At 66.1% G+C, this 21,919-nt stretch carries 18 protein-coding genes; 5 read left to right on the top strand and 13 right to left on the bottom strand.

What is annotated here, in order from left to right; genetic code table 11:
• Positions 1-29: 29 nt before the first annotated feature.
• The 3 genes from F1735_RS02620 to F1735_RS02630 are packed head-to-tail and all read right to left on the bottom strand — an operon-like array spanning position 30 to position 4,983.
• The gene (locus tag F1735_RS02620) at positions 30-2,855 is read right to left on the bottom strand and encodes an AAA family ATPase (protein ID WP_167235466.1); all 2,826 of its coding nucleotides are present in this window, start codon (positions 2,853-2,855) and stop codon (positions 30-32) included.
• Positions 2,856-2,864: 9 nt separating this feature from the next.
• Positions 2,865-3,623: a hypothetical protein gene (locus tag F1735_RS02625; protein WP_167235506.1), complete on the bottom strand. Its 759-nt coding sequence runs from the start codon at positions 3,621-3,623 to the stop codon at positions 2,865-2,867.
• On the bottom strand, positions 3,616-4,983 hold the full coding sequence (locus tag F1735_RS02630) for a hypothetical protein (RefSeq protein WP_167235467.1): 1,368 nt from the start codon (positions 4,981-4,983) through the stop codon (positions 3,616-3,618). The genes F1735_RS02625 and F1735_RS02630 overlap by 8 nt, the downstream gene beginning before the upstream one ends.
• Positions 4,984-5,157: 174 nt before the next feature.
• On the opposite strand from F1735_RS02630, the gene F1735_RS02635 reads away from it, so the two are divergent.
• Positions 5,158-5,589 carry a hypothetical protein gene (locus F1735_RS02635; protein ID WP_167235468.1) on the top strand — a complete coding sequence of 144 codons (432 nt, stop codon included), beginning with the start codon at positions 5,158-5,160 and terminating at the stop codon, positions 5,587-5,589.
• A 56-nt stretch (positions 5,590-5,645) separates the two neighbouring features.
• Here F1735_RS02635 and F1735_RS02640 read toward each other — a convergent pair whose 3' ends face one another.
• Positions 5,646-6,938, bottom strand: a complete 1,293-nt coding sequence (locus F1735_RS02640) for an MFS transporter (RefSeq protein ID WP_167235469.1) — start codon at positions 6,936-6,938, stop codon at positions 5,646-5,648.
• A 101-nt stretch (positions 6,939-7,039) separates the two neighbouring features.
• Between F1735_RS02640 and F1735_RS02645 the strand changes: the two genes are divergently transcribed.
• Positions 7,040-7,942, top strand: a complete 903-nt coding sequence (locus F1735_RS02645) for a LysR substrate-binding domain-containing protein (RefSeq protein WP_167235470.1) — start codon at positions 7,040-7,042, stop codon at positions 7,940-7,942.
• Positions 7,943-8,255: 313 nt separating this feature from the next.
• Here F1735_RS02645 and F1735_RS02650 read toward each other — a convergent pair whose 3' ends face one another.
• Complete coding sequence (locus F1735_RS02650) at positions 8,256-9,002, bottom strand: DUF3108 domain-containing protein (protein ID WP_167235471.1); 747 nt, start codon at positions 9,000-9,002, stop codon at positions 8,256-8,258.
• 1 nt (position 9,003) lies between these two features.
• Complete coding sequence (locus tag F1735_RS02655; protein WP_167235472.1) at positions 9,004-10,155, bottom strand: DUF3108 domain-containing protein; 1,152 nt, start codon at positions 10,153-10,155, stop codon at positions 9,004-9,006.
• A 133-nt stretch (positions 10,156-10,288) separates the two neighbouring features.
• Between F1735_RS02655 and F1735_RS02660 the strand changes: the two genes are divergently transcribed.
• Positions 10,289-10,948 carry a PhaM family polyhydroxyalkanoate granule multifunctional regulatory protein gene (locus F1735_RS02660; protein WP_229505591.1) on the top strand — a complete coding sequence of 220 codons (660 nt, stop codon included), beginning with the start codon at positions 10,289-10,291 and terminating at the stop codon, positions 10,946-10,948.
• Between the two features lie 260 nt (positions 10,949-11,208).
• On the opposite strand, the gene F1735_RS02665 is transcribed toward F1735_RS02660, so the two are convergent.
• From F1735_RS02665 to pdxR, 6 genes are all read right to left on the bottom strand, one after another.
• Positions 11,209-11,424, bottom strand: coding sequence for a hypothetical protein (locus F1735_RS02665; RefSeq protein WP_167235473.1), 216 nt, complete (start codon positions 11,422-11,424; stop codon positions 11,209-11,211).
• 92 nt (positions 11,425-11,516) lie between these two features.
• Positions 11,517-13,202, bottom strand: a complete 1,686-nt coding sequence (locus F1735_RS02670) for a tetratricopeptide repeat-containing response regulator (RefSeq protein ID WP_167235474.1) — start codon at positions 13,200-13,202, stop codon at positions 11,517-11,519.
• Complete coding sequence (locus F1735_RS02675) at positions 13,199-13,906, bottom strand: sensor histidine kinase (protein WP_167235475.1); 708 nt, start codon at positions 13,904-13,906, stop codon at positions 13,199-13,201. The genes F1735_RS02670 and F1735_RS02675 overlap by 4 nt, the downstream gene beginning before the upstream one ends.
• 92 nt (positions 13,907-13,998) lie before the next feature.
• A complete protein-coding gene (gene mnmC, locus F1735_RS02680; protein ID WP_167235476.1) occupies positions 13,999-15,639 on the bottom strand; it encodes an FAD-dependent 5-carboxymethylaminomethyl-2-thiouridine(34) oxidoreductase MnmC in 1,641 nt (546 codons plus the stop codon).
• Positions 15,636-16,208 carry a DNA-3-methyladenine glycosylase I gene (locus F1735_RS02685; RefSeq protein WP_167235477.1) on the bottom strand — a complete coding sequence of 191 codons (573 nt, stop codon included), beginning with the start codon at positions 16,206-16,208 and terminating at the stop codon, positions 15,636-15,638. Before F1735_RS02685 ends, mnmC begins: the two co-directional genes overlap by 4 nt.
• 14 nt (positions 16,209-16,222) lie before the next feature.
• Positions 16,223-17,731: a MocR-like pyridoxine biosynthesis transcription factor PdxR gene (pdxR, locus tag F1735_RS02690; protein WP_373888459.1), complete on the bottom strand. Its 1,509-nt coding sequence runs from the start codon at positions 17,729-17,731 to the stop codon at positions 16,223-16,225.
• 169 nt (positions 17,732-17,900) lie between these two features.
• Between pdxR and F1735_RS02695 the strand changes: the two genes are divergently transcribed.
• Both F1735_RS02695 and F1735_RS02700 read left to right on the top strand, forming a co-directional pair.
• The gene (locus tag F1735_RS02695) at positions 17,901-18,365 is read left to right on the top strand and encodes an OsmC family protein (protein ID WP_167235478.1); all 465 of its coding nucleotides are present in this window, start codon (positions 17,901-17,903) and stop codon (positions 18,363-18,365) included.
• 1 nt (position 18,366) lies between these two features.
• On the top strand, positions 18,367-18,999 hold the full coding sequence (locus F1735_RS02700) for an FMN-binding negative transcriptional regulator (RefSeq protein WP_167235479.1): 633 nt from the start codon (positions 18,367-18,369) through the stop codon (positions 18,997-18,999).
• Here the strand turns inward: F1735_RS02700 and F1735_RS02705 are convergent.
• Positions 18,996-21,842: a GGDEF domain-containing protein gene (locus F1735_RS02705; RefSeq protein ID WP_167235509.1), complete on the bottom strand. Its 2,847-nt coding sequence runs from the start codon at positions 21,840-21,842 to the stop codon at positions 18,996-18,998. The genes F1735_RS02700 and F1735_RS02705 overlap by 4 nt on opposite strands.
• Positions 21,843-21,919 lie beyond the last annotated feature (77 nt).

Raw genomic sequence — 21,919 nt, forward strand, 5'->3', positions numbered from 1 at the left:
GGCGGAACGACGACCGGGCGACTGGAGGGCTAAACCGCCACCGCCGGCGTCACGCGCCGCTGCAGCACGAAAATCGGCTGCGCCCACGGCATATCCTTCTTCTTCTTGCTGGTGATGAGCGTCAGCTCCGACGGGTCGTACACGTCCGTGTTGTGGGTCAGCGGCGTGGTCATCAGATACTGCGCCTCGGTGTTCTTGAGGAACTCGCCCACCAACTGGATATTGCGGATATCCAGGTGGGCAAACGGTTCATCGATAAACACAAACCCGCCCGACCCATCTTCGGATTTGAGCAAACCAATCAGCAGCACCAGCGACTTCATCACCTGCTGACCGCCCGACGCTTCGCCATCGTTCATCCCGATCTGGTCCTTGCCGTCGAACTTGAAGCGCACGTGCAGGCCGGCCTGCGACAACTGCACGTCTTCGTTCTCCAGCTTGACCGGGTCGGCATGCACTTCGATCCCCGCCAGCTCGCCCAGCTCCTTGATGTTCTTGCTGTAGGTCTTGATGGTGTAGCGCAGCCGCTCGATGTACGCGCCACGCGCATTCGCGGTCGCGTCGATCGCGCGGTTGTTCTGGTAGCGCCGTTCGTCGGTCTCGGTCTGGCGGCCCTGCAACTGCTCGTTCAGGCGGTGATGCTGGTCGATGACCGTGGCGTCCAGCTCCCAGTCGTCGCGCGCCAGGCTGTGTTCGAGCGAGGACACGCGCAGGTCGACCTGGTGCGCATTCTGGTGCTCGGCCACCAGCGCCGCGCGCCGCGCCAGCCGGCGCCAGCCTTGCGGCAGATGGCGCCAGGCGCGCCGCAATTCCAGCAGCGCGCGCGCATGGTCGGCGCGCTGTTCGATCTGGCGCTTGTGACCGAGCCGCAGGCCGGCTTCGGCCTCCGACAGGGTCATGCGCGCGTTCTGCCATACCGTGTCGGCGCGCGTGCGCGCCACCGTGGCCGCTTTGGTCAGCGCCTGCAATTCGCCCAGGCGCGTGCCCACGTCCATGCGTTCGGCCTTGAGCGGCACGGTGCTGCGCAACGCTTCGTCGAATTCCGCCTGGCGCGCGGCCAGTTCCTTGGCCGCGTCGACACCGGCGATGCGGGCCTTGAGCGCGCCCACTTCGGACGCGAGTTTGCTGACGGTGATGGTGAGCGCGTCTTCCTGCGCTTCGAGCGCCGGCAGCGACTTTTGCAGCGCTTCCATGCGCTGGCTGCGCCCGGCCGTACCAAAGCGGTAGCGCGACACTTCCACGAACAGCGAACGTCCGCCGCGCCGTTCGCGGTGATACGCGTCCGGCGTGATCCACTCGGCGTCGCGGTGCAGCTTGAAGCCCTTTTCCACCGAATCGACCCGCTCGATGCGCGCCAGCTGGTCGATCAGCCATTGCGGAGCGGCGGCCGAAAAACGCACCACCGACAGCAGGCTGTCGTCTTTCGTCACGGGCGCCTTGATGCACTCGGGGACGATGAAGTGGCGATAACGCTCCTTCTCGGCCAGCCGGTAGGCGGCCGCCGCATCCTTGGGACGTTCGAGCAGCACCACGGAGGCATACCCGCCCAGCACACCTTCGACCGCGCCCTGCCATTTGGGGTCGGTCACTTCGACGATATCGGACAGCATCGCGTGCGGGATGCCGTCGTCGCGCAAGGCGCGGCGCATGCCCCGCACGGCGTCCGGCTCGGGCATGGCGGTCTTGCCCTGCAAGGCCGAGATGGTCGATTTTTCGGTCAGAATGCGGCTGGCCAGCGCGTCGCGCGCCAGGCGCTGGCGCGTCAGTTCGGCTTCTTTCTGGTCCAGCTGGGCCGCCACTTCGGCGATGTCCGCCCCGGAATCGGCGGCCAGTTTTTGCAGGCGCTCCTTCTGTTCGAGCAGGCTGTCGAGCGGTTTGAGTTTGGCGTTCACTTGCGTCAGGCGGCTGCCCAGGGCGGTCGCTTCCTGCTCCAGCAAGGTCTCCTGCTGCTGCGCGTCCGTCAGCGCTTTTGCCTGCGCGGCGACCGCGTTGCGCTTTTCGATCAGCTGGGTGTCGGCTTGCGCCATTGGTTTACGGGCTTCGCGCAGCGCACGGCTGGCGTTGGCCGCCTTTTCTCGCGCTTCGTGGTATTCGAGGCTCGGCAGCACTTCTTCCAGCAGATTCCGGCGTTCCTTGTGCAGGTCTTCCCACTGGTGGTAATTGGCCACGCGCAGGCGCAGGCCTTCCAGGTTGGTGCGCGAGGCTTCCAACTCGGTTTCGAAGCGTTTCAGTTCCGTCTCGGTGTCGCGCTGATGGCGCTTGGCTTCGTCGTAGGCGTCCAGCACTTCCTTATCGCCGAAGACCTGGAACACCAGGTCGAGCAACTGGCGCGGCGCGTATTCGCACAGCTTGTCGGTTTCGCCCTGCTCCAGCGCCAGCACCTTGGCCATGGCCGGCGACAGGCCGGCGTTGTGCAGGCGCTTGCGGTAGTTCTCGACGCCCAGCCAGTCGGTGGCGTCGCTCACGTCCTCGATCTGGATATTCCCCGGACGCATAAGGTACTGGCGCTTCCAGTCGCCGCCGTTCTTTTCGATCTTGCAGAACAGGGTGACTTCATCGTCGCTGAAAAAACCGGAGCTGCGGAACGGCCGGTTCGACAACTGGCGCCCCACCGCCTTGTTGTCCACCACCGAGCGGATCCACGCGGTCTGCTGGCCGGAGTGGCGCGCGTAGTGCTTGTAGGTGCGGCCCATCGAGCAATCGAGCCCGAACAGGGTGCGCAGCGCGTCGAGCAAGGTGGTCTTGCCGGAGCCGTTCTGGCCGGCGATGGTGATGATCTTGGCGTCGAGCGGGATGTTCTTGATCCGTTGCCAGTAATCCCAGTGGACCAGTTCGAGCGATTTAATGTGGAACATGGGCTAGCCTCAGGTTGGGGTATCGGCGGCGGGATCGCTATCGGCCGCTGGCTCGATAGGGATGGCCGAGACGGCGTCGGCCACTACGTCGGCGTCGGCGTCGTTGGCAGCCTCGCTCACGACCGGCCTGGGCACGGCCACCACCGGCGCGCGCTTGAAGACGTCGGCCAGGGCGCCGTTGATGATGCGCTCCTTGAGCACGTCGGTATCCATCAGCAGGTCGAGCAGCGCGCCTTCGAGGATCACGTCGCCGCGCCGTTCGATGAAGCCCATGCGCGAGAGCGCGCCCAGGTTCATGTCCATGCGCGTCTTTTTACCGAGCTTGTCGCCGAAGTCCGACAGCAGCGCGGTGTACGAAATGCCGATCGAGGTGTCTTCCGCGCGCGGCAGCGGCTTGTCCTTGTCGAACAGGTCGTTCTGGTCGTCGGCGGCGTTCTGGTGGGTCTCCTGGCGTTCGCGCTTGGGCAGGATGATCTGCGCCCACAGCACCACCAGCAGCGCCACGCCATCGCGCGTGAGGCCGAAGTTATTGTTTTGCCAGATGTCCTTGGCGCCGAAAATCTTCGGTTCCACCGCCCGGTGCAGCGCCAGGGTCACATGGTCGGCATACACGTTGTCGAGCAACTTCAGGCCCGATTCGAGCAGGCGTTTGTCGACTTCGGCGCGGAACAGTTCATCGGACAGCACGCGCTTGACCAGGCGGTCGTCGCGGCGCAGGGTCTGATGCGTCAGCAGGCGCGCAATCAGGATTTGGGAGTCGTCATTTATCATCGGCCGGGCCGCTTTCCAGATCAAGTGAGAGGGTGGCGATCGACATCGCGAATACGTGCGGGTCGTTCAGCTGCACCATCTCGTCGGTGGGCGTGAAGGTGATCGGCAGGCGCGCCAGTTGCGCCGTGGCGCCCTGCAGGCTCGCTTCGGCGGCGTCGCCCAAGAGCGGCAGCATCGAGGCGCGGTACGAGGCCACCGCAAAGCTGGCCGGCAGCAGCGAATCCTGGATCGGCACCGTTTTCGGGCCGTGCTCCGAGAAGCTGGGGAAGTTACCGAGGTTGGCAAAATCGGCCAGGCGCGCCAGCCAGTCATCGAGTTCGGCCTGGATCGCCGGGCCGTCGTTAATCGTCAGCGGCGCGTCCTCGCCTTGCGGCAGGCCGGCCGGGCCCGTGGCGGGGCCGCGTTCGGCCAGCAGTTCGGTTTCGGCCACGTCGATCATTTCGGCCGGGGTGACGAACAGCGGCATCAGCGGGCGGTCGATCGCGCCATGCGCCAGACTCGATAAGTCCTCGTGCGCCAGCAACCAGCGCTTGACGTCCGTGGTCGACAGGCCGGACTGGCCCAGATGCACGCGCTGGCGCTCGATCTGATTGAGCGCGCGCGAGAACATGCCCTGCATGTTCAGCAGCGCGCTCTGGGCGCGGCCGATCGCTTGCGCGGCCTTGTGGGTGGCCGAATCGGCGCGTTCGTCGCTGGTGATCGCGCGCAGGATCTCGGAGCCCTTCTCGACCCAGTCGCAGGCCATGTGCCACTTCGCTTGCGAGGTGCGCAGGCGAAATTCGGAACCGGAGGCGATCGCATCGCGAAACTCCTCGGTCAGTTCGACCAGGCGCCCCAGCAGGTGTTTGAGCTGTTCCACGGTGACGCCGCCCACAGCCTGGGCGCCGGCCACTTGCGAGAGCAAAAAACCCATCTCGGCATCGTCGTCGGCCTGGCCCATCGACAGCAGGGTGTCGAGCGAGGAGAGCACATTGCGCGCCATCGGCGTGACCCGGTACACGGCGGCCTGGGCGTCCCAGGCCAGCAGGCTGTGCGAACGCAGGCGGGTGAGCACCGTTTCCAGGCTTTCGGGCAGCAGGTAGGCCAGCTTCTGGTTGATGTCGGCCCGCGAAAACGCGGTGGTGCTGGTATCGGCCGCCAGTTCGCGCAACACCAGCAGGCGGATCAACACGCCGTCGGCGCCGCCGTGGAACAGTGCGGTAAACGCTTGCAGGGTCGGTTGCGCCCGCTTCAAATGAAAGACTTGCTCGATCTCGTCAGCCGAAATGCCGGCCTGGAAATGCGCCTGCAAGGAGTCGTGGTCGTCTTGCCCTAAAGTCAGTGGTTCTGCAGCCACGCCTGCCGTTGTTTCCATCATCGTGTTCCGGTACCAGTTTCTTGCTTGCGGCTAAGGTCTGCCGTTGGGGGCGTCAGTATATCAGTTAAGCCAAGGCAATCTGTCCAAATGTACCGCCCCTGTTTGCAATCTTGTTTCATAATTGCAAGATGTATTGAAACTAAAGTAATATCACATCATGAAGAGGAGATATGCGTGAATCACGAAGAGTTGCAAAGGATTACAGCCTTGCCCGATTATTTGCCGTCTCCGCAGGTGGAGAAGGAACTCGCCTCCCTGCTGCGCTCGTTCCGGCATGGGATGCCGGACGCGCAGGAAAAGCTGTTGATGATGGAAGCGTTGGCGCAACTTGCAGACAGGCAATGGCAAACCTTTGAAATCCTGCCGCATGCGGCCAGAAAGCGCCTGAGCGCGTTTGCGATCGGCGTCTGGGAACGGCGCTCGCTGGCGTCGACCGCGCTACTGATCAGCATTATCCGCACCCTGGGGCTGGCCGATGCGTTGGCGTTCGCCACCTCGCTCGATCCCCACACGCTCGACACCATCATTGCCGCCGAACTGCGCGAGGCGCTCGCCGAATTCGGCGACACAGTAGGCAATCCGTACACACAGATCAAACAACGCTAACCCCACCTCCGGTGTCAGGTCTGACATTCGGACACGAACACGGCTGTAGCAGGCAACTAAATCTTCGGTGCCCCCGGTATCGCCCCCGGTGTCAGGTCTGACATTCGGACACGAGCTGAGCGCGCAAACAACGGCAAGGCCAGCGCCGCGCACGCCGCCCCGACCAGCCACACGCCAGCCCATCCGGCCAGCGCATTGATGTGGGGAATCGCCGACGCGGTCGCGAAACACACCACGAACACGCTGGTATTGGCCATTCCCAAGGCCGTGCCCGCCCTGTGCGCGCCCGCCAGGGTGACCAGCTCGGCATAGGCGACGCCATGCCATGCCGACACGCACACGCCGCTGACGGCCAGCGCCACCAGCATGGCGGCCAGCACCAGCGGCCCGTGCGCGAGGGTGCGCGCGAGCAAGCAGGATGCCCCTCCCAGCATCACAAAGCAGAGCACGCTGATCCAGGCGGCGGCGCGCAGGAACTGCGCGCGGTTGCCGTGGCGGTCGGTCCAGCGCCCGCTCCAGACGCGCATGGCCATCGCGCCGCATTGCAGGCCGACCAGCGCGCCAGTGGTGGCTGTCAGCCCGGCATGCAGCACATCATGCAAAAACACCGTGCCGAAGGTGAGGATGCCGAATTGCGGCGCGCACAGGATGCCGATGGCGGCCACCATCGCCCACAGCCGGCCCCGGTCCGGCGGCACGGCCTCGGCGGCGGCAACGGCGGCCCCGACGGCGCCGCCGGCTTGCGGATCGCGCAGCCAGGTCCAGGTGAGCAACAGGCTGACGGCGCAGCACGCCGACAACAGGCCGTAGACCGCCGCAAAGCCGGCCTCGCACGCCAGGGTCGGCAGGATCAGCGCGCCGACCGCCCCGCCCAGCGGCACCGCCGTCTGGCGGATGCTCATCGCCATGCCGCGCTCGGCGCTGCTGAACCAGACCATCACCGCGCGCCCGCTCGAGCCGTTGACGCTGCCACCCAGCATGCCGACGAGCAGCAGTCCCGCGCCGACCAGCCCCAGCCCTGGCACGGATTGCCCGCCCGGGGCGCCCCACAGCGCCATGAACAGCAACGCCAGCGCGGTCGCGCCCAGTCCGGTGAGCAAGACCTTGCGGTCGCCCCAGCGGTCGGTCAGCACGCCCCACGGAAATTCGCTGCAAGCGATGCCCAAGGCCATCGCGCCCAGCGCCAGGCCGAGCGCGGCGTCGCTGAAGCCGTACGCCGAGCGCATCATGACCGCAGCGGCGGGAATGCCGGCAAACGCGGCGGCGAAACTGGCGTTGGCGGCAACGCCCACGCTCAATACTTTCCAACGGTGACGATCGGGTGTGGCGGTGGTGGCGATGGCAGGCAATCAGGGCTCCTGATGCAGTGGGAGGCTCGATTGTCGGCCGGCGCGACTGTTTTTAATATCAGATAATATGATGGCAATCGTGCCATAAAACAGGACAATCAATGCGACTGGTGAATTTTGATCTGGATATTCTGCGCACCTTCGCCACCGGGATTGACCTCGGCAGTTACGCGAAGGCGGCCGCGCAGCTGGGGCGCTCCACCTCGGCCGTCAGCGCCCAATTGAAGAAACTGGAAGACCAGGCCGGCGCCGTGCTGTTTCGCAAGGCGGGGCGCGGCCTGGCGCTGACCGACGCCGGCGCGACCCTGCTGGCCTATGCGCGCCGCATGCTGGAGGTCAACGACGAAGCCGCGCTGGCCCTGCGCAGCGCCAGCCTGGCGGGCGAAGTGCGGCTCGGCTTGCAGGAAGATGTGGGCGAAGCCTTGCTCGCGCGTGTACTGGGACAATTTATCCGCAGCCATCCCAACGCGCGCATCGAGGTGTGCGTGGCGCGCAGCGCCGAGTTGCAGCGGCGCGTGGCGGCCGGCCAGCTCGACCTGGCGATTGCCTGGGATGCCGGCGCGGACGGGCTGGCCGGCGAACGCCTCGCCACCCTGCCCCTGCACTGGATCGGGCCGGCCGGGTTCGATCCGCTGCTTGGCGCCGCAAACGGACCACTGCCGCTGGTGCTGCTGGAGGCGCCGTGTGTGCTGCGCGACATCGCCACCGATGCGATGGACCGGGCCGGCATCCCCTGGCGCTGTGTCTTGTCCAGCGCCAGCCTGTCCGCGTTGTGGGCGGGGTCGGCTGCCGGGCTGGGGATGACCATCCGCACGCGCATCGGGCTGCCGTCGAACCTGGCGCTGCTCGATCCGGCTGGCAAGCTGCCGGCGTTGCCGAGCATCAGCCTGACGATGCACCGCCCGACTGGCGATGAGAATGCCTTGAGCACGCTGCTGGCGGACCTTTTGCGCGACGCCATCCACGAACTGGCCGATGTCGGCAACTTGAGCACAAGAGTCTGACACCAGTTGATTGCAGAGCCTGTGCCGATCCGGGCCGGGTCCGAATGTCAGACCTGGCACCGGTTAGGCACCGTTTAGATTGTAGAGCCCGTGTCCGAATGTCAGACCTGGCACCGGTTAAACGGGTCCGAATGTCAGACCTGGCACCGGTTAGATTGTAGAGCCCGTGTCCGAATGTCAGACCTGGCACCGGTTAGGTTAGATTGTAGAGCCCGTGCCGATCCGGGCCGGGTCCGAATGTCAGACCTGGCACCGGTTAAAGTGTGTCCGAATGTCAGACCTGGCACCGGTTAAAGTCCGGGCCTGGCAGCGGCTATTTTTTGTTGATCTTGTCGACCGTCTGTTCGATGGAGTCGCCCTCTTCATCGCTGTAGCGCAATTGCACCGGATACCAGTCGTGCCCCGGCGCCAGCCACAGGTCGATGGTCTGGTCCTTGTCGCCCGGCGGCGGAGCCTTGGACAGATGAACGGCCTCGATTTCACCGAGACCGGTCGCAATTTTCTCGCGATTGACCACCTTGAACGACCACGGCTGCGCATCCTTGCGGCCGGCGACGAACAGGCGCCATTCCGACCCTGGCGTAAATTTCTCCGGCTGGGCGCGCGCCAGCGCGGCCAGTTGCCACTGCGCGCTCAGGCGGTCCTGCTCGCCACCGAGCAAGGGGAAGGTATCCTTGCCGGCGCTGAAACTCAAGGTCTTGGCGCCCCGGTCGAAGGTGGCCGTGGTCGCTTCCTTGCGGAAGCGCTTCTCGACAAACTGCGCCGGCGCGATGCCGTAGGTATCGACCGTGCCTTCGCTGCGGCTGTCGAGGATCTTGCCGAGCAATTGCGCGCGGGTTTCGTTGACCAGGCTGTACTTGCCATCGCCCGCGCGCCAGGTCACCTGGGCATCGCCGGCCAAGGCCAGCCCTTTCTGGCGCGCCTTGAGCGTGTAATGCAGGTCGGCCGACGGCGCCAGGTTGAACGGGCGCAGCACAGCTTCATGTTCGGCCGCAAAACTACCGGCGCAGGCGCTGGCCAGCACGGCGCCGCCCAACAGGTGTGTCAATAATGGTCGCATATCAGTTTCCTAAATCAGTGATGAGAATCTTGCGGATCGTCTGGGTCGTGACCGAACCGTTCGATTCCGTATTGCGGATCTGCACCGGATACCAGTTGTGCGCTGGCGCCAGCCAGATATCCAGGCGCGAGTTGTAAGCCCCCGGACGCGGCGGACGGGCGACGTGCCAGGTCGCCATGCGCCCCATCGGGGTATTGATGTCTTCTTGCCCGACCAGCACGAAGGCGAACGGGTTGGCGTCCTTTTCTTCGCCGACGAACAGTTCGACGCCGCTGGCCAGCTGGGCGCTGTCGGCCCGTCCGATGGCGGCCAGCTGCATCAGGAAGCTCCCTTTGTCCTGGGCTCCGGGCACCATCGGATAGCTGCGCTCGGAGGCGGAAAAGGTGATCTTGCCGTCCGGTCCGCCGAAATGGGTGGCCGTCTGGGTCTTGCCGCGCCGCTTTTCGGTGGCGCTGCGCGGCACGATGCCATTTGGCCCGACCGTACCTTCGCTGCTCAACAGCACCAGGTTGACGCGCGCCACCAGCACGCTCACGCTCGCTTCCATCGACAGCTTGTAGGCCCCGGCGGCATGCTTCCACGAAATGGTCGACAGCCCGGACCAGGTGCCGCCGTCGCGGTCAGTGCGGGCCACGTCGAAGTTCAGGTCGGCCGATGGCGGCAGGCTGACCTTGAACGCCGGCTTGACCGGTTCGGGCGGCACAGGGTCGGCCACCGGCGGCGGCTCGGGCGCGGTAGCGGCGGCCGTAGCGGAGGCCGTAGCGGACGCCACCTCCACAGCGGGCGCCACCTCGGCGGCGCCCGCCTGCAGGGGCGCCGGCGCGGAATCGATGGCCTCGCGCGCGCCGTCGGCCGGGCCGGCTTCGGCGTCGGCCGTGGCCTCGGGCGGCGGGGCGGCGGGCGGCGGCACGGCTTTCACAGGCGGACGCGGTCGCGCTGGCGGCGGCGTCGGTTGCGGCGGCGCTGGCGCAGGTGGTGCGATCGGCGCGTGCAGCACGGCGACGATGGTCACCGGTTCAGGCGCGGGCGCGGCGCTCGGCGCCAGCCCGATGCGCGCACCGACAAAGTCGATCGCCAGGACATGCAACAGGACTGTCGCCGTGCCGATCACCAGGGCGCGGCGCCGTCGGGATAGGAAGGAAGCGATCATCATGGCCATAGTTTAACGTGTCTCGCGCTTTTGCCGCTGACACCGCTCAGCGCGCGTGCTTTGCTCCTCGCACAACTAGCTTTGATAGGATGATAATTATCTGCTACGCTCAGGCTTCTACATAACGGAGACTTCCATGCTGAAACCACCCATGCCCAACATCCCCGGTGTCGGCGCCGTGACCGACACGCTGGACTTCGTCAAGAATTTGTGGGGAAGCATGGCCGTGCCGGGGATGTCCTTCCCCAATATGGCCATGCCGCCCGTCTCGCTCGACGAGCTGGACAAGAAAATCGCAGACCTGAAAGCCGTCGAGGCTTGGCTCAACATCAACGTATCTATGCTGCGCGGCACCATCCAGACCATGGAAGTGCAGCGCGGCACGATCGCCACCTTGAAATCGATGGGCGCGACCCTGGCGGCGGCCGTCAAGCAGCCGGGTGCGGATGAAAAATCGGTGCTGGCGGCGGCGCCGTTCGCGTCGGCATTTTTCAGCCAGCCGGCCCCTGCGCCCGCCAAGGCGCCAGAGCCAGTCAAGCAACAGGAGACGCCGCCAGTGAACGCGATGAACAATCCCGTGGCGTGGTGGAACATGCTTCAGGAACAATTTAATCAGGCGGTAACGACGGCGATGACGCCGGAAGCGGGCGCGGGCAAGGCCGGCCAGGCGGAAGATGCTGGAGGGAAAGCAGCGCCGCAGGGAGCATCCGAGGGCGCGACAAACGCCAACCCGGCCGAGCCGGAGAGTGCGGCCAAGGCCGCATCGCGCCGCGCCAAGCCGAAAAGCGACGCTTAGTTTAATGGCGCCAACTTAAAAACTGTCATTCCCGCTAACGTAACAACCGTCATTCCCGCTAACGTAAAAACCGTCATTCCCGCCAACGTAAAAACCGTCATTCCCGCTAACGCAAAAAACCGTCATTCCCGCGCAGGCGGGAATCCAAGGCACCGTCGCTTAGCGTAGAGGCCTTGGATTCCCGCCTGCGCGGGAAGTCATTTCTGCCAGTGGTGGGAATGACGGTCTTGAGGGTATTGGCTGCGCTATTGCGCCAGCACTTACGCCAGTCGCTGAATCCTGATCGCGTCGATCAAGCCATCTTCCTGGCGTTTGATGGTCGAAATGGTAATCAAACCATCGTCCGCCATCTGTTTGACTTGCTCATGCACAGCCTGGAACGAGGGCACGGTATCGCCCTTGGCGGCCACTGGCCGAATCCATGCACTGCTGCCTACACGCATTTTTTCATAGACTTCATTTGCGATGTCGCGCATGTACGTCCCTTTCTTCTTGAATGCGGAAACTTCCGCGCAGTGAGCAGTTTATCACCAGCAAGCGTGGGGACAAGGGCAAACGTGAAAACGGCTCAGGATGGCTCAACACCGCCGGCCCCATCGGCCGCTCCCGGCGCCAGTGCGGCGAGCTGTTCCATGAGCTGGGCGAAGCGCTGTTGCCCGGGCAAGACTTTGTCCACGTGAAGCAACACCCCGGTCGCCTCGGCCGCCAGCTCGGCGTCAAAACCAAGCTGTTGCATATGGGAAATGATGATCTGCGCCGAGTTGAACAGGATGCGCAGGTTGTTCGGCAAACTCATGCGCGCACTGCGCATCCAGGCCACCGCTTCGGGCAGCTTGCCGGTTTTCCATAGCGACACGCCCTGGTTCATCAGGTCGCTCGCTTCTTTCTTCGAGGACCGGATCAGCGCCAACCCCTCGTCGCCCATGTGGGCGCGGTCGAAGATTTTTTGCACGTCGTCGAGCAGTTGCAGGTTGTCGTGATTGTTCCTGATCACGTAACAGAGCAGCTCGACCGGCGAATCGCGGTGCCCCACGGAAAACAGCAAGGTCGCCAGTTCCAGGCAGGTGGGCGTATCCGGGCGTTCCGGATTGGCGACGAGCAGTTCGTCGAGCTCATCGCCCGCCTTGCGCGCGCGCTGGAAGTCGCCGCTCTCGTGGTGGACCATGCCTTCGGTAATCTTGCAGCGCAGCTGGACTTGCTCGCCTGAAAATTCGCGCTGGGCCAGCACCAGCAATTGCATCGCTTCCTTGGTTTCGAGCTTGAGCCCGCAGACCCGCGCCAGGCCCAGATAGGCGTCGACGGTTTTCATCACCGAATATTCACCGATCGAAATGCACTTGCGGAACGCTTTTTCAGCCATGGCCACATTGCCCAGCTTGAGCGAGACGTGGCCGAGCGCACGCTGGCGCATCACCGAATTGGGCGAGAGCTTGGCGGCGCGTTCGAGCACGGCGCAAGCCTCCTCCATCTGCCCCATGCTCTGGTAAGTGAGCGCCAGCTGATCGTAGGCGTCAATGTAGTAGCGGTTCTCGGAAATGACGCCCTGGAACATCTGGCGCGCCTGCTCGTATTCGCCGTTGGCCATGCGGATCCTGGCCAGGCCCGACTTGGCCCACTGGTAATCGCGCTCCTGCAGCACCCGTTCATAGGTTTCGCGCGCCTTTTCGGGCTCGCCACTCTTGAGCATCAGGCGCGCCTTCATGCGCAGCAATTCCATTTCGTGCAGCTTGTTGGCCACGATCTGGGTGTCGCACATCCTGGCGGCGCGCAGGTAATCCTTTTCGGCAAACGCCTGGTCGATCTGCTTGAACACCTGTTTCTTTTGCCACACGCGGTTCAGCCGGGTCAGCAGCACGCCCTCGGTAATCGGCTTGATCAGGTAGGCGTCGGGCTGGTGTTCGGCCGCGCCCATCACGGATTCGATACTTTTCTCGGCCGACACCATCAGCCAGACACTGCTCGGCAGCAGCAAATTGCGCACGCGCGCTTCTTCCAGCACTTGCTGGCCGTTCTTGCCCTCGCCCAGGTTGTAGTCGCACAGCACCACGTCGTAGCGGATGCGCGCCAGCATGGCGATCGCTTCGCCGCCGCTCGAGGCCTGGTCGATGTTCTTGGCGCCCAGGTTGCGCAAGCTTTCGCGCAGCAACTGGCGGATGCCGATGAAGTCATCCACCACGAGGTAATTCTTGCCGGCCCAGTCGACCAGGTCGATGCTGGTGGCAAGGTTGGCGGTCGGTTTGGGATCGACGATCATGGCAGGCTCAATACGAAGCAGGCGCCGCCGTACGCGCCACCGTTTTCCAGGCGCAGGCGGCCGCTGCGCTGGCGGTGCTTGTGCATCTTGGCCACTTCGCTGGAGAAATACAGGCCCAGGCCGGTGCTGTTGGTCAAGAAATTCACGCCCGCGCTGGCGCCGTGCATGGCCGACACGCCGGCGCCCAGCATCGCGCTTGAATAGCCGCCGCCATTGTCTTCGATGCGGATTTCCAGGTCGCCGTCGACGACGTCGATGGCCAGGCGGATGGTGTCTTTGGTGTAATGGATGGCATTGTTGATCGCATGCCCGAGCACGCCGACGATCAAGTCTTCGTCCACATGCCAGACCAGGTCGGGGTTGGCCTTCGTTTCCAGCTTGATATGGCGCGAGTCGAGCAGGACACGCCCCGCGCCGGCCACCTGCGCCACCAGGTCGCCCATCGCCAGCGGCTGCATGTCGAACGGATAAGCAGGCTTACCGACCTGCTTGTAGAGGGCCAGCAACTGGATCAGGTTGTCGTTGAGGCGCTTGGTCTGGTACAGCATGTGCGCCATCTGCGGATAGGCGGCCTCGGCGCCAGGGACGGCTTGCGCAAGCAAGGTTTCCAGGGTGCCGCTCAGCACGCTGACAGAGTTTTTCATATCGTGCGCGGTGGACGCAAGAAACAAAAACAGCTCGTTCGACTCGGGCGCATCGTCCATCGTGATCGGCTCCAGCCACGCTGGGCGCGGCGATCGGTTGCAGAAAAGTTGCTACAGACCAATTATAACCGGATGACAAGGGACCCGGTTCGCTATCCTACCTCGCTGCGGCGCCTTTCGCGCAACAGGAAACGGGCCGGATCGAGCGCCGCGACCAGGTCCGCTTCGAGCGGCAGCGGCTCGCCATTGAGTTGCGCGGCCAGCAGTTCGGCCGCCAGCGGCGCCCAGGTCAGCCCGCGCGAAGCGTAGCCCAGCAAGCCGTACACGCCCTGGTGGCGCGGCACGTCGCGCAGGCGCTCGATGCGGCCAGCCGCCTCCGGGTCGGGCAAGGCGCCCACCAGCGGCATGCGGTCCGGCGCCACGCAGCGAAAGCCGACGCGCCCCAGCAGCGGCGCGGCGCGCCCCAGTGCCGGGTCGCCCAGCATGGTGCGGATCTTGTCCAGGTTCTGGTCCTGGCTGGACTGGCGCAGGGCCGGATCGTCGTCATCGTCGTAGCTGGCGCCCAGGCTGTGCAGGCCGCCGACGGCGGGTGTCAGGTAAGCTTCGCGACAGAGCACGAAGGACAGCGCCGGCGCGGCGCCTTCGGCCAGGTGGGTGACCTGCCCGCGGACGGCGGTCAATGGCAGGCCGGCGGCTTGCGCCACGTCGGCCGCGCCGGTGCCGTTGGCCAGCACCAGCACCGGCGCTTGCGCCAGCAGCTCGCCGGCGGCATCGATGGCGCACCAGTCGGCGCCGCGTTTTTCGAGCGTCACGGTGCCGGCGCCGAAGTGGCGTGTCAACGCTTCGCCGCAGACGGTGAGCATGGCGCCGCAGGCGCTGGCGGGCCGGATCCAGCCCCCCTGGCGGAACAGCCAGGCCCCATCCGGCGCGGGCGCGCCAAGCAGTTCGGTCGCTGCCGGAGCTTCCAGCCACTCGGCAAAATCAAGCGGGTAAGGGTGGCGTGCGGCGATGGCGCGCTGGACCTCGGCGTGGGCGGCGTCGCGCGCCAGTTGCAGCACGCCGCAGCGGGCGTGCTCAATGCTGTTCTCGTCGATGCGACTCCAGTAGGCTTGCGCATACAGGAAGGCGGCGCGCGACAGGCGGGTCATCAGGTTGTCGTCTTTCGACAGCAGCGGCATGCTGATGCCGGCCCGGTTGCCGGACGCTTCGCGCGCCGGCTGCGCATGGCGTTCGATCAAGGTCACCTTCCAGCCGCGCACGCACAGGCGTTCGCAGGCGGCGGCGCCGGCCAGGCCGGCGCCGATCACGATGGCGTGGCGCGCGCGCGGCGGCGCCGCTGCGGCCTGCGGACGGCGGCTGGCGTAGACGGCGCGCTGCCCGCCGGGTTCCCAGGCAAAGCCGGCGCGCGCCAGGCTCGCCACTTGCGCGTGCGTCAAGCCCTCGGCGTCGAGCAGCGCGCCCGGCGCGGCCAGCTTGCCCAGCGCGTGCGCGAAGCGGGTGCCGGCGTCCTGGACGTCGTGCAGCCAGATCACGTCCAGCCGCGCCGTCAGTTGTTCGAGCGCGCTGTCGAGCGGCGCGCTGAGCAGGTCGAGCGTGACCGCGTCTTCAATTTGCGCAATGCGCCGGTAGCCGGGCAGCGCTTCATTGGCCAGCGCAATGTAATGCAGGCGCGCGGGCCGGCGCGGGTCGTTGCGCCAGGCGTGCAGCGTCTTTTGAAAGGCCGCGCCGTCGCCGTAGGCGGCATCGAAAATGACGAAGTGGGCGCGTTCGCCCCAGATGCTTTGCCAGTTCATGCGCGCCGCTTCCCGTGACGGAAGCAGTTGGCGGCGTGGTCGTCGATCATGCCGATGCCCTGCATGTAGGCGTACACGATGGTCGATCCGACGAACTTGAAGCCGCGCTCAAGCAGGTCTTTCGAGAGCCGGTCCGACAGTGCGGTCTTGGCCGGCGAACGCTGGTCGCCGCTGTAGTGGTTGACGATCGGCTGGCCGTCGACAAAACCCCACAGGTAGTCGTCGAGCGAACTGCCTTCGGCGCGCAGGCGCAGGTAGGCCTGGGCGTTGGTGATGGCGGCGGCCACTTTGAGCTTGTTGCGCACGATGCCGGGATTGGCCAGCAGTTCGGCCACCTTGGCGGCGTCGTAGCGGGCGATTTTTTCGGCATCCCAGTGATCGAAAGCGAGGCGGTAGCTTGCGCGCTTGTTCAAGATCGTCTCCCAGCTCAGGCCCGCCTGCGCGCCTTCCAGATTGAGCATTTCGAACAGCGTGTTCTCATCGTGGCAAGGCACGCCCCACTCGTGGTCGTGGTAATCGAGATAGCGTTGATTGGCCGGGTTGGCCCAGGAGCAGCGTTCAATAGTCATGACGCCAGTATAGTTCAAGGCGGCGGGCTTAGCACCTTCGCCAGCACATCGATTCCATGCACGATCTGCGCCGGCGTGAGCGACGAAAACCCCAGCAGCAGGCCGGGAGCGAATGCGCATGCGGGCATGGCCGAACGGTTCGCATAATACGCCAGCGCGCGCGTTTCGATGCCCTGCTCCAGCGCGCGCGCCACGACCGTCGCTTCATCGTGGCCGCCCAGGAAATGCACGGCCAGATCGAGGCCGGCGTCGGACGGGCCGACCAGCACCGTCTCGCCCAGCCGCGCGGCGATGGCGTCCAGCAGCGCTCTTCGCCGTTCGCCGTAGGCGTCGCGCATGCGCCGGATGTGGCGGCCAAAATGGCCGTCCGCGATGAAGTCGGCCAGCACCATCTGCGGCACGATGGCGGTGTGGCGGTCCATCACCGCCTTGGCGCGCACCACCGGTTCGACCAGCGCCGGCGGCGCCACGATGTACCCCAGGCGCAGGCCGGGAAACAGCACCTTCGACAAGGTGCCGACGTACAGCACGCAGCCGGCGCGGTCCAGGCTTTGCAGCGACGCCAGCGGCGGGCCGGTGTAGCGGTACTCGCTGTCGTAGTCGTCCTCGATGATCCAGGCGCGCTTGGCGGCGGCCCAGCGCAGCAGCTCCAGGCGGCGCTGCAGGCTCATGGTCACGCCGAGCGGCAGCTGGTGCGAGGGCGTGGCCAGCACCATGCGCGCGTCAGGGTAATGCGCGATGCCGTAGGCGACATCCATGCCGTCGGCCGTCACCGGCACCGTGCGCACGTTGGCGCCGGCGGCGAACAGCGGTGCGCTGGCCCCCTGGTAGCCGGGCGACTCGACCCAGACCTCGTCGCCGGGCGCGAGCAGCAGTTGCGAGAGCAGGAACAGGCCCTGTTGCGAGCCGGAGGTGATCACCACCTGTTCGGGCGTGCAGCTCACGCCGCGCGAGGCGCGCAGGTAGACGCACAGCAGCTCGCGCAATGGCGCGTAGCCGGCCGGGTCGCTGTAGCCCATGTGGTAGTCGGGATGGCGCCAGCGCCGCCCCTCCAGGCGGCTCCAGACATCGAACGGAAACAGGTCGAGCGACGGCATGCTGACGCGGAAAGGACGCAGTTTCCCTTGATGGAAGCCGACGCTTTCCATGGCCGCGCAATAGGCCTCGCCGCGCGCGGACAGGGGGCGCATCGGCGCCTGCGTGGCCTGGGTGGCCTGCGGGGCGGGGGCGGCCTGGACCAGGTGCTCGCTGATGAAGGTGCCTTTGCCGACGGCGCCACTGAGGTAGCCCTCGGCGCTGAGCTGGTCGTAGGCGTTGAGCACCGTCTGGCGCGAGACCGACAGCAGGCGCGCCAGTTCGCGCGTGGGCGGCAACTGCATGCCGGCGCCGAGCGTGCCGCGCAGGATGGCGTCCTTGATCTGCGCGTAGAGCTGGCGGAACAGGGGGTCGGGTGTGCCGCGCGCGAGGGGCAAGGCGGCGAGGATGTCGGTGACGAGCATGGCGATCTTCAAATTGGTCTTCACATAATCGCGTGAATTGGATATTTGAGCAAGCCAAAGCGGCGCATAAGATGATCGCTGGCTCGTCATTCCCGCGCAGGCGGGAATCCAGGGCATCTGCGATCCGCCGTGAACTTGGGTTCCCGCCTGCGCGGGAACGACGTGGCGGTTGACATGTCCCTATGGAGAAAAAATGCAGCAATTCGAAGCACAACTGGCCTGGCAGCGCGGTACGCAGCCATTCCTGGACAAGCGCTACAGCCGCGCCCACTCATGGACCTTCGATGGCGGCCTGCGGGTTCCCGCCTCCTCGTCGCCCCTGTCGGTCGCGCCGCCGATGTCCGACCCCGCTGCCGTCGATCCGGAAGAAGCGCTGGTCGCCGCCGTGTCGAGCTGCCACATGCTGTTCTTCCTCTCGCTGGCCGCCCGCGCAGGCCACGTGGTGGACGACTACCGAGACCACGCCCTCGGCACCATGAGCAAAAACGCCGACGGCAAGATGGCGATGACGCGCATCGTGCTGCGTCCGGCGATCGGCTTCGCCGACGGCACGGGTCCGGATGCCGCCCAACTCGACGCCCTGCACCACGCCGCCCACGCGCAGTGCTACATCGCCAATTCGATCAAGGCCGACGTGTTCATCGAAGGGAGTGCATAAGATGTACGGACCATCCTGCTTCGACGAGATCCGCCCCGCCCTGCTGCACGGCCTGATCGACGAGTACCCGCTGGGCGCCGTGATCACGCACGGCGACGCCGGCCTGGACGCCAACCACATTCCGTTCGTGATCGACGCCGCCGACGCGGTAGCCGACGCGGTAGCCGAGGCGCCGTTCGGCATCCTGCGCGCCCACGTGGCGCGCGCCAATCCGCTCTGGCGCCACGAAGGAGAGACGCTGGTGGTGTTCCAGGGGCCGTCGGCCTACATCACGCCGGCGCTGTACGAGGACAAGAAGATCAACGGCAAAGTGGTCCCGACCTACAACTACGCCGTGGTACACGCGCATGGCCCGCTGCGCGCCATCGAAGACCCGGCGTGGATACTCGCGCTGCTGGCCCGCCTGACCGCGCGCCATGAAGGCACGCAGAAAACGCCATGGACCATGGACGACGCCCCGCCCGGCTTCATCGAGCGCCTGCTGGAGCTGATCGTCGGGATCGAAATTCCGGTCATGCGCATGCACGGCAAATGGAAGGTGAGCCAGAACCGCTCCCAGAACGACCAGCGGACGGTCATGGCGGCCATGGATGCGCCGATGGCGCAGGCGATGCGGCGCCGCGCGGAAATCTAACGCGGCGTTACCTTGTCGGTGGCGAGCACCAAACGGCGCGGCTTGGCGCCGGCAGTCACCTGCACTTCGTCGGCATTGCTCACCAGCCGGGCCTCGCCATCGGTCAGCGCCTGTTCCAGGTGGTGGATCAGGCGCGAGAAAACGCCCTCGTGCCGGGTTTCGGGCGTGCTGTAGATGCCGGCCCAGGCATTGCGCCCGGAGCGCTTGACCAGGTACAGGCCCTGGTCGGCCAGCTCCACCACTTCGGACCACGATAACAGGCGCGGTTCTTCCGGCACGAACGGAAAGCAGGCAAACCCGATCGAGCAGGTCTTGCGCACGGCCGTCCCGTCGGGCAGCACGAAGTCGCGGTTGGCGACGGCCTGGCGAATCCGTTCCGCCACCACCTTGGCGTCGTCGCGGTGCGTGGCGCGCGCCAGCACCAGGAACTCTTCGCCACCCCAGCGGATCAGGTAATCGGACTCGCGGAACACTTCGCGCAGGCGCTCCTGCATCTGCACCAGCACCGCGTCGCCGGCCGCGTGGCCGTGCAGATCGTTGACTTCCTTGAAGTGATCCAGGTCGACCATGAAGAACACCAGGTCCTTGCCCGGCGCGTTCTCGCGTTCGACGGTGCCGTTGCGCAACGGGTCGTCGTAGCCGCGCAAGCTCATGACCACGTCGGCATCGACATGCTGCAAGAAGAAGCGGCGGTTGCGCAGGCCCGTCAACTGGTCGGTCAGGCTCACCTCTTCCAGCGCCTTGTAGGCTTGCTCGAGTTCGAGGTTCTTCTCCAGAAGCTGCGCCTGGGTCGCGCTCAAGGCCTTGAGCGTGGCCGCCACCTGCAGGTAGGCGCCGGCGTTATCGAGGGCGATGGCGCCGTACGCGCACAGGGTGCGGAAAATCAGCCGCTCCCTTTCGCGGTAGGCGTTCGCCTGCAGCGACTGCACCGTCATCACGCCCAGCACCCGCTCGCCGATCAACAGCGGCGCAAACAGCAGGCTCAGTGTCGGCAGCGTGCCGGGGATCAGGTTCGGCATGTCGTCCCCGGCATTGAGGCCGAGCAGGATCTCGCAGCGCTCGCGCACGCAGCGCGCCGAGTTGGCATGTTCGTCGGTGAGCGAGTAACGCGTGGCCGGCAGCGCCTTGCCCGCTTCCACGCCGAAGGCGCAGCTCAGGGAACTGCCGTCCGCATCGATCAGGAAGATGGAAAAATGGGTGGCGTCGAGCAGGCCATGCACATGGCGGTCGAGCGCGCGGAACACGGCGGCGGCGTCGAGGTGGGTGGTGATCTCCTGGCCGATGGCCGACAAGTGTTCGAGCGTGGCGCTGGTCTGCTGCAGCACCTCGGCGCGCTTGGCTTCGGCGGCTGCCAGCTGGCGATGATGCTCGCCTTCGGTCTTGGCGCGTTCGGTCTGGTACTGCACCTGCATGGCGACGGCGCGGTTGGTCGCTTCCTGGCTGTGGGTCTTGTCGCGCGCGGCGCCGGCGCGCAGCGCGATGTCGTACGCTTGCGGGTAATCGCCCACGCTGGCGTATTCGCGCGCCACCGCGTCATACAGGTCGCCGGGCACGGTGTAGCCGTCGATGGTGGCCGCCACCGCCATGGCCTGGCGCAGGTAATGCAGCGCGGGACTGGGCGCTTCCAGCGGCGCTGGACCGGGCAGGCTGTGGCGCGCGTGGATCTCGGCCAGCACCTTGAGCGCGGCGATCTGGTTGTACGAGTCGCCGTGTTCGCGCGCCAGCGCCAGCGCGGCGGCGGCCTTGTCGAGCGCATCGTGCGGGCGGTTCATGTGCGACAGCGCATGCGCCTGGCCGCGCCGCGCGCCACTCTGGAAGTCCGCCTGGCGCAGCGCTTCGCCGCGCGCTTCCAGGCGCGCGAAGCTGGCCAGCGCCGCCGGATAGTCGCCGCCGTCGAGCGCCAGGTCGCCTTCGTATTCGAGCGCGATGGCGTAGGCGCGCGATCCGGACATGGGCGCGAGCGTGGCCAGCGCTTCGTGCAGCAGTTCCAGCGCCGCTTCGCGCTGGCCCAGCTGGCGCAGCGTTTCGGCGGTCTGCATCAGCGCCAGGCCAATGCTCATCGGCCAGCCGGTGGGACGCGCCAGGTCCAGCCCGCGCTGCATCCATTCGAGCGCGGCGTGGTGCGCATTGAGGCTGGTGAAGGCGTTGCCGATATTGGTGGCGACGTTGATCGCGCGCCGCAGCTGGCCGGTGGCCAGCGCCGCTTCGAAGGTGTTCATCAACAGGCCGATGGCGCGCCCGAAGTCGCTGGCCTGGAAGGCGGCGGTGCCGAGATAGTCGTTGATCCAGCCGGCGGCGGCCGGGTGCAGGCCTTTTTCGGCGGGGTCGAAGCGCTTGCCCCAGCGTTCATTGGCCGAGTGCAGGTTGCGGAACACCGCGAACAGGGCGGCTGCTGCGTCGATCACGTCGGCACGCAAACGGTCGCCGGCGCGCCAGACATCATGCGCGGCGCCCGCCAGTTCGGCGTCGCTGGCGGCGGCGTTGCCGCGATCGACCTCGATCCAGGCGCGCAGCCAGCGCGCGTCGGCGCTGCCGATCGAGTCGTCCTGGCGGTGGAATTCTTCCCAGGCCGCGTCGGCCAGGGCGCGCGCGGCGTCGAGCTGGCCGTCCAGCCAGGCGGCTTCGCCGTCGATCAGCTGGCAGCGCGCCTGTTCCAGGCGCCGTTCCGCTTCGGGCAGCAGCGCCAGCAAAGGCGCGGCGTCAAGCGACAGGGTGCGCGCGCGCGCAGGGTCGCGCTGGCGCAGGTGCCAGGCCAGCGCCAGCATCGGCTTCAGGCGCGCGAGGCCGTACTGGGAAGAAAGCTCCTCTTCCAGTTGCGCCAGCTCCTGCTCCACTGCAAACATTTCTAGCAATCGACACCCCTGAATTTGCCGCCGCATCGTCGATGGACTCGCCCCTTATTATTTCACAAACAGGCTGC

Source organism: Massilia genomosp. 1 (assembly GCF_011682185.1).
Taxonomy (GTDB): Bacteria; Pseudomonadota; Gammaproteobacteria; order Burkholderiales; family Burkholderiaceae_D; genus Telluria_A; species Telluria_A rubra.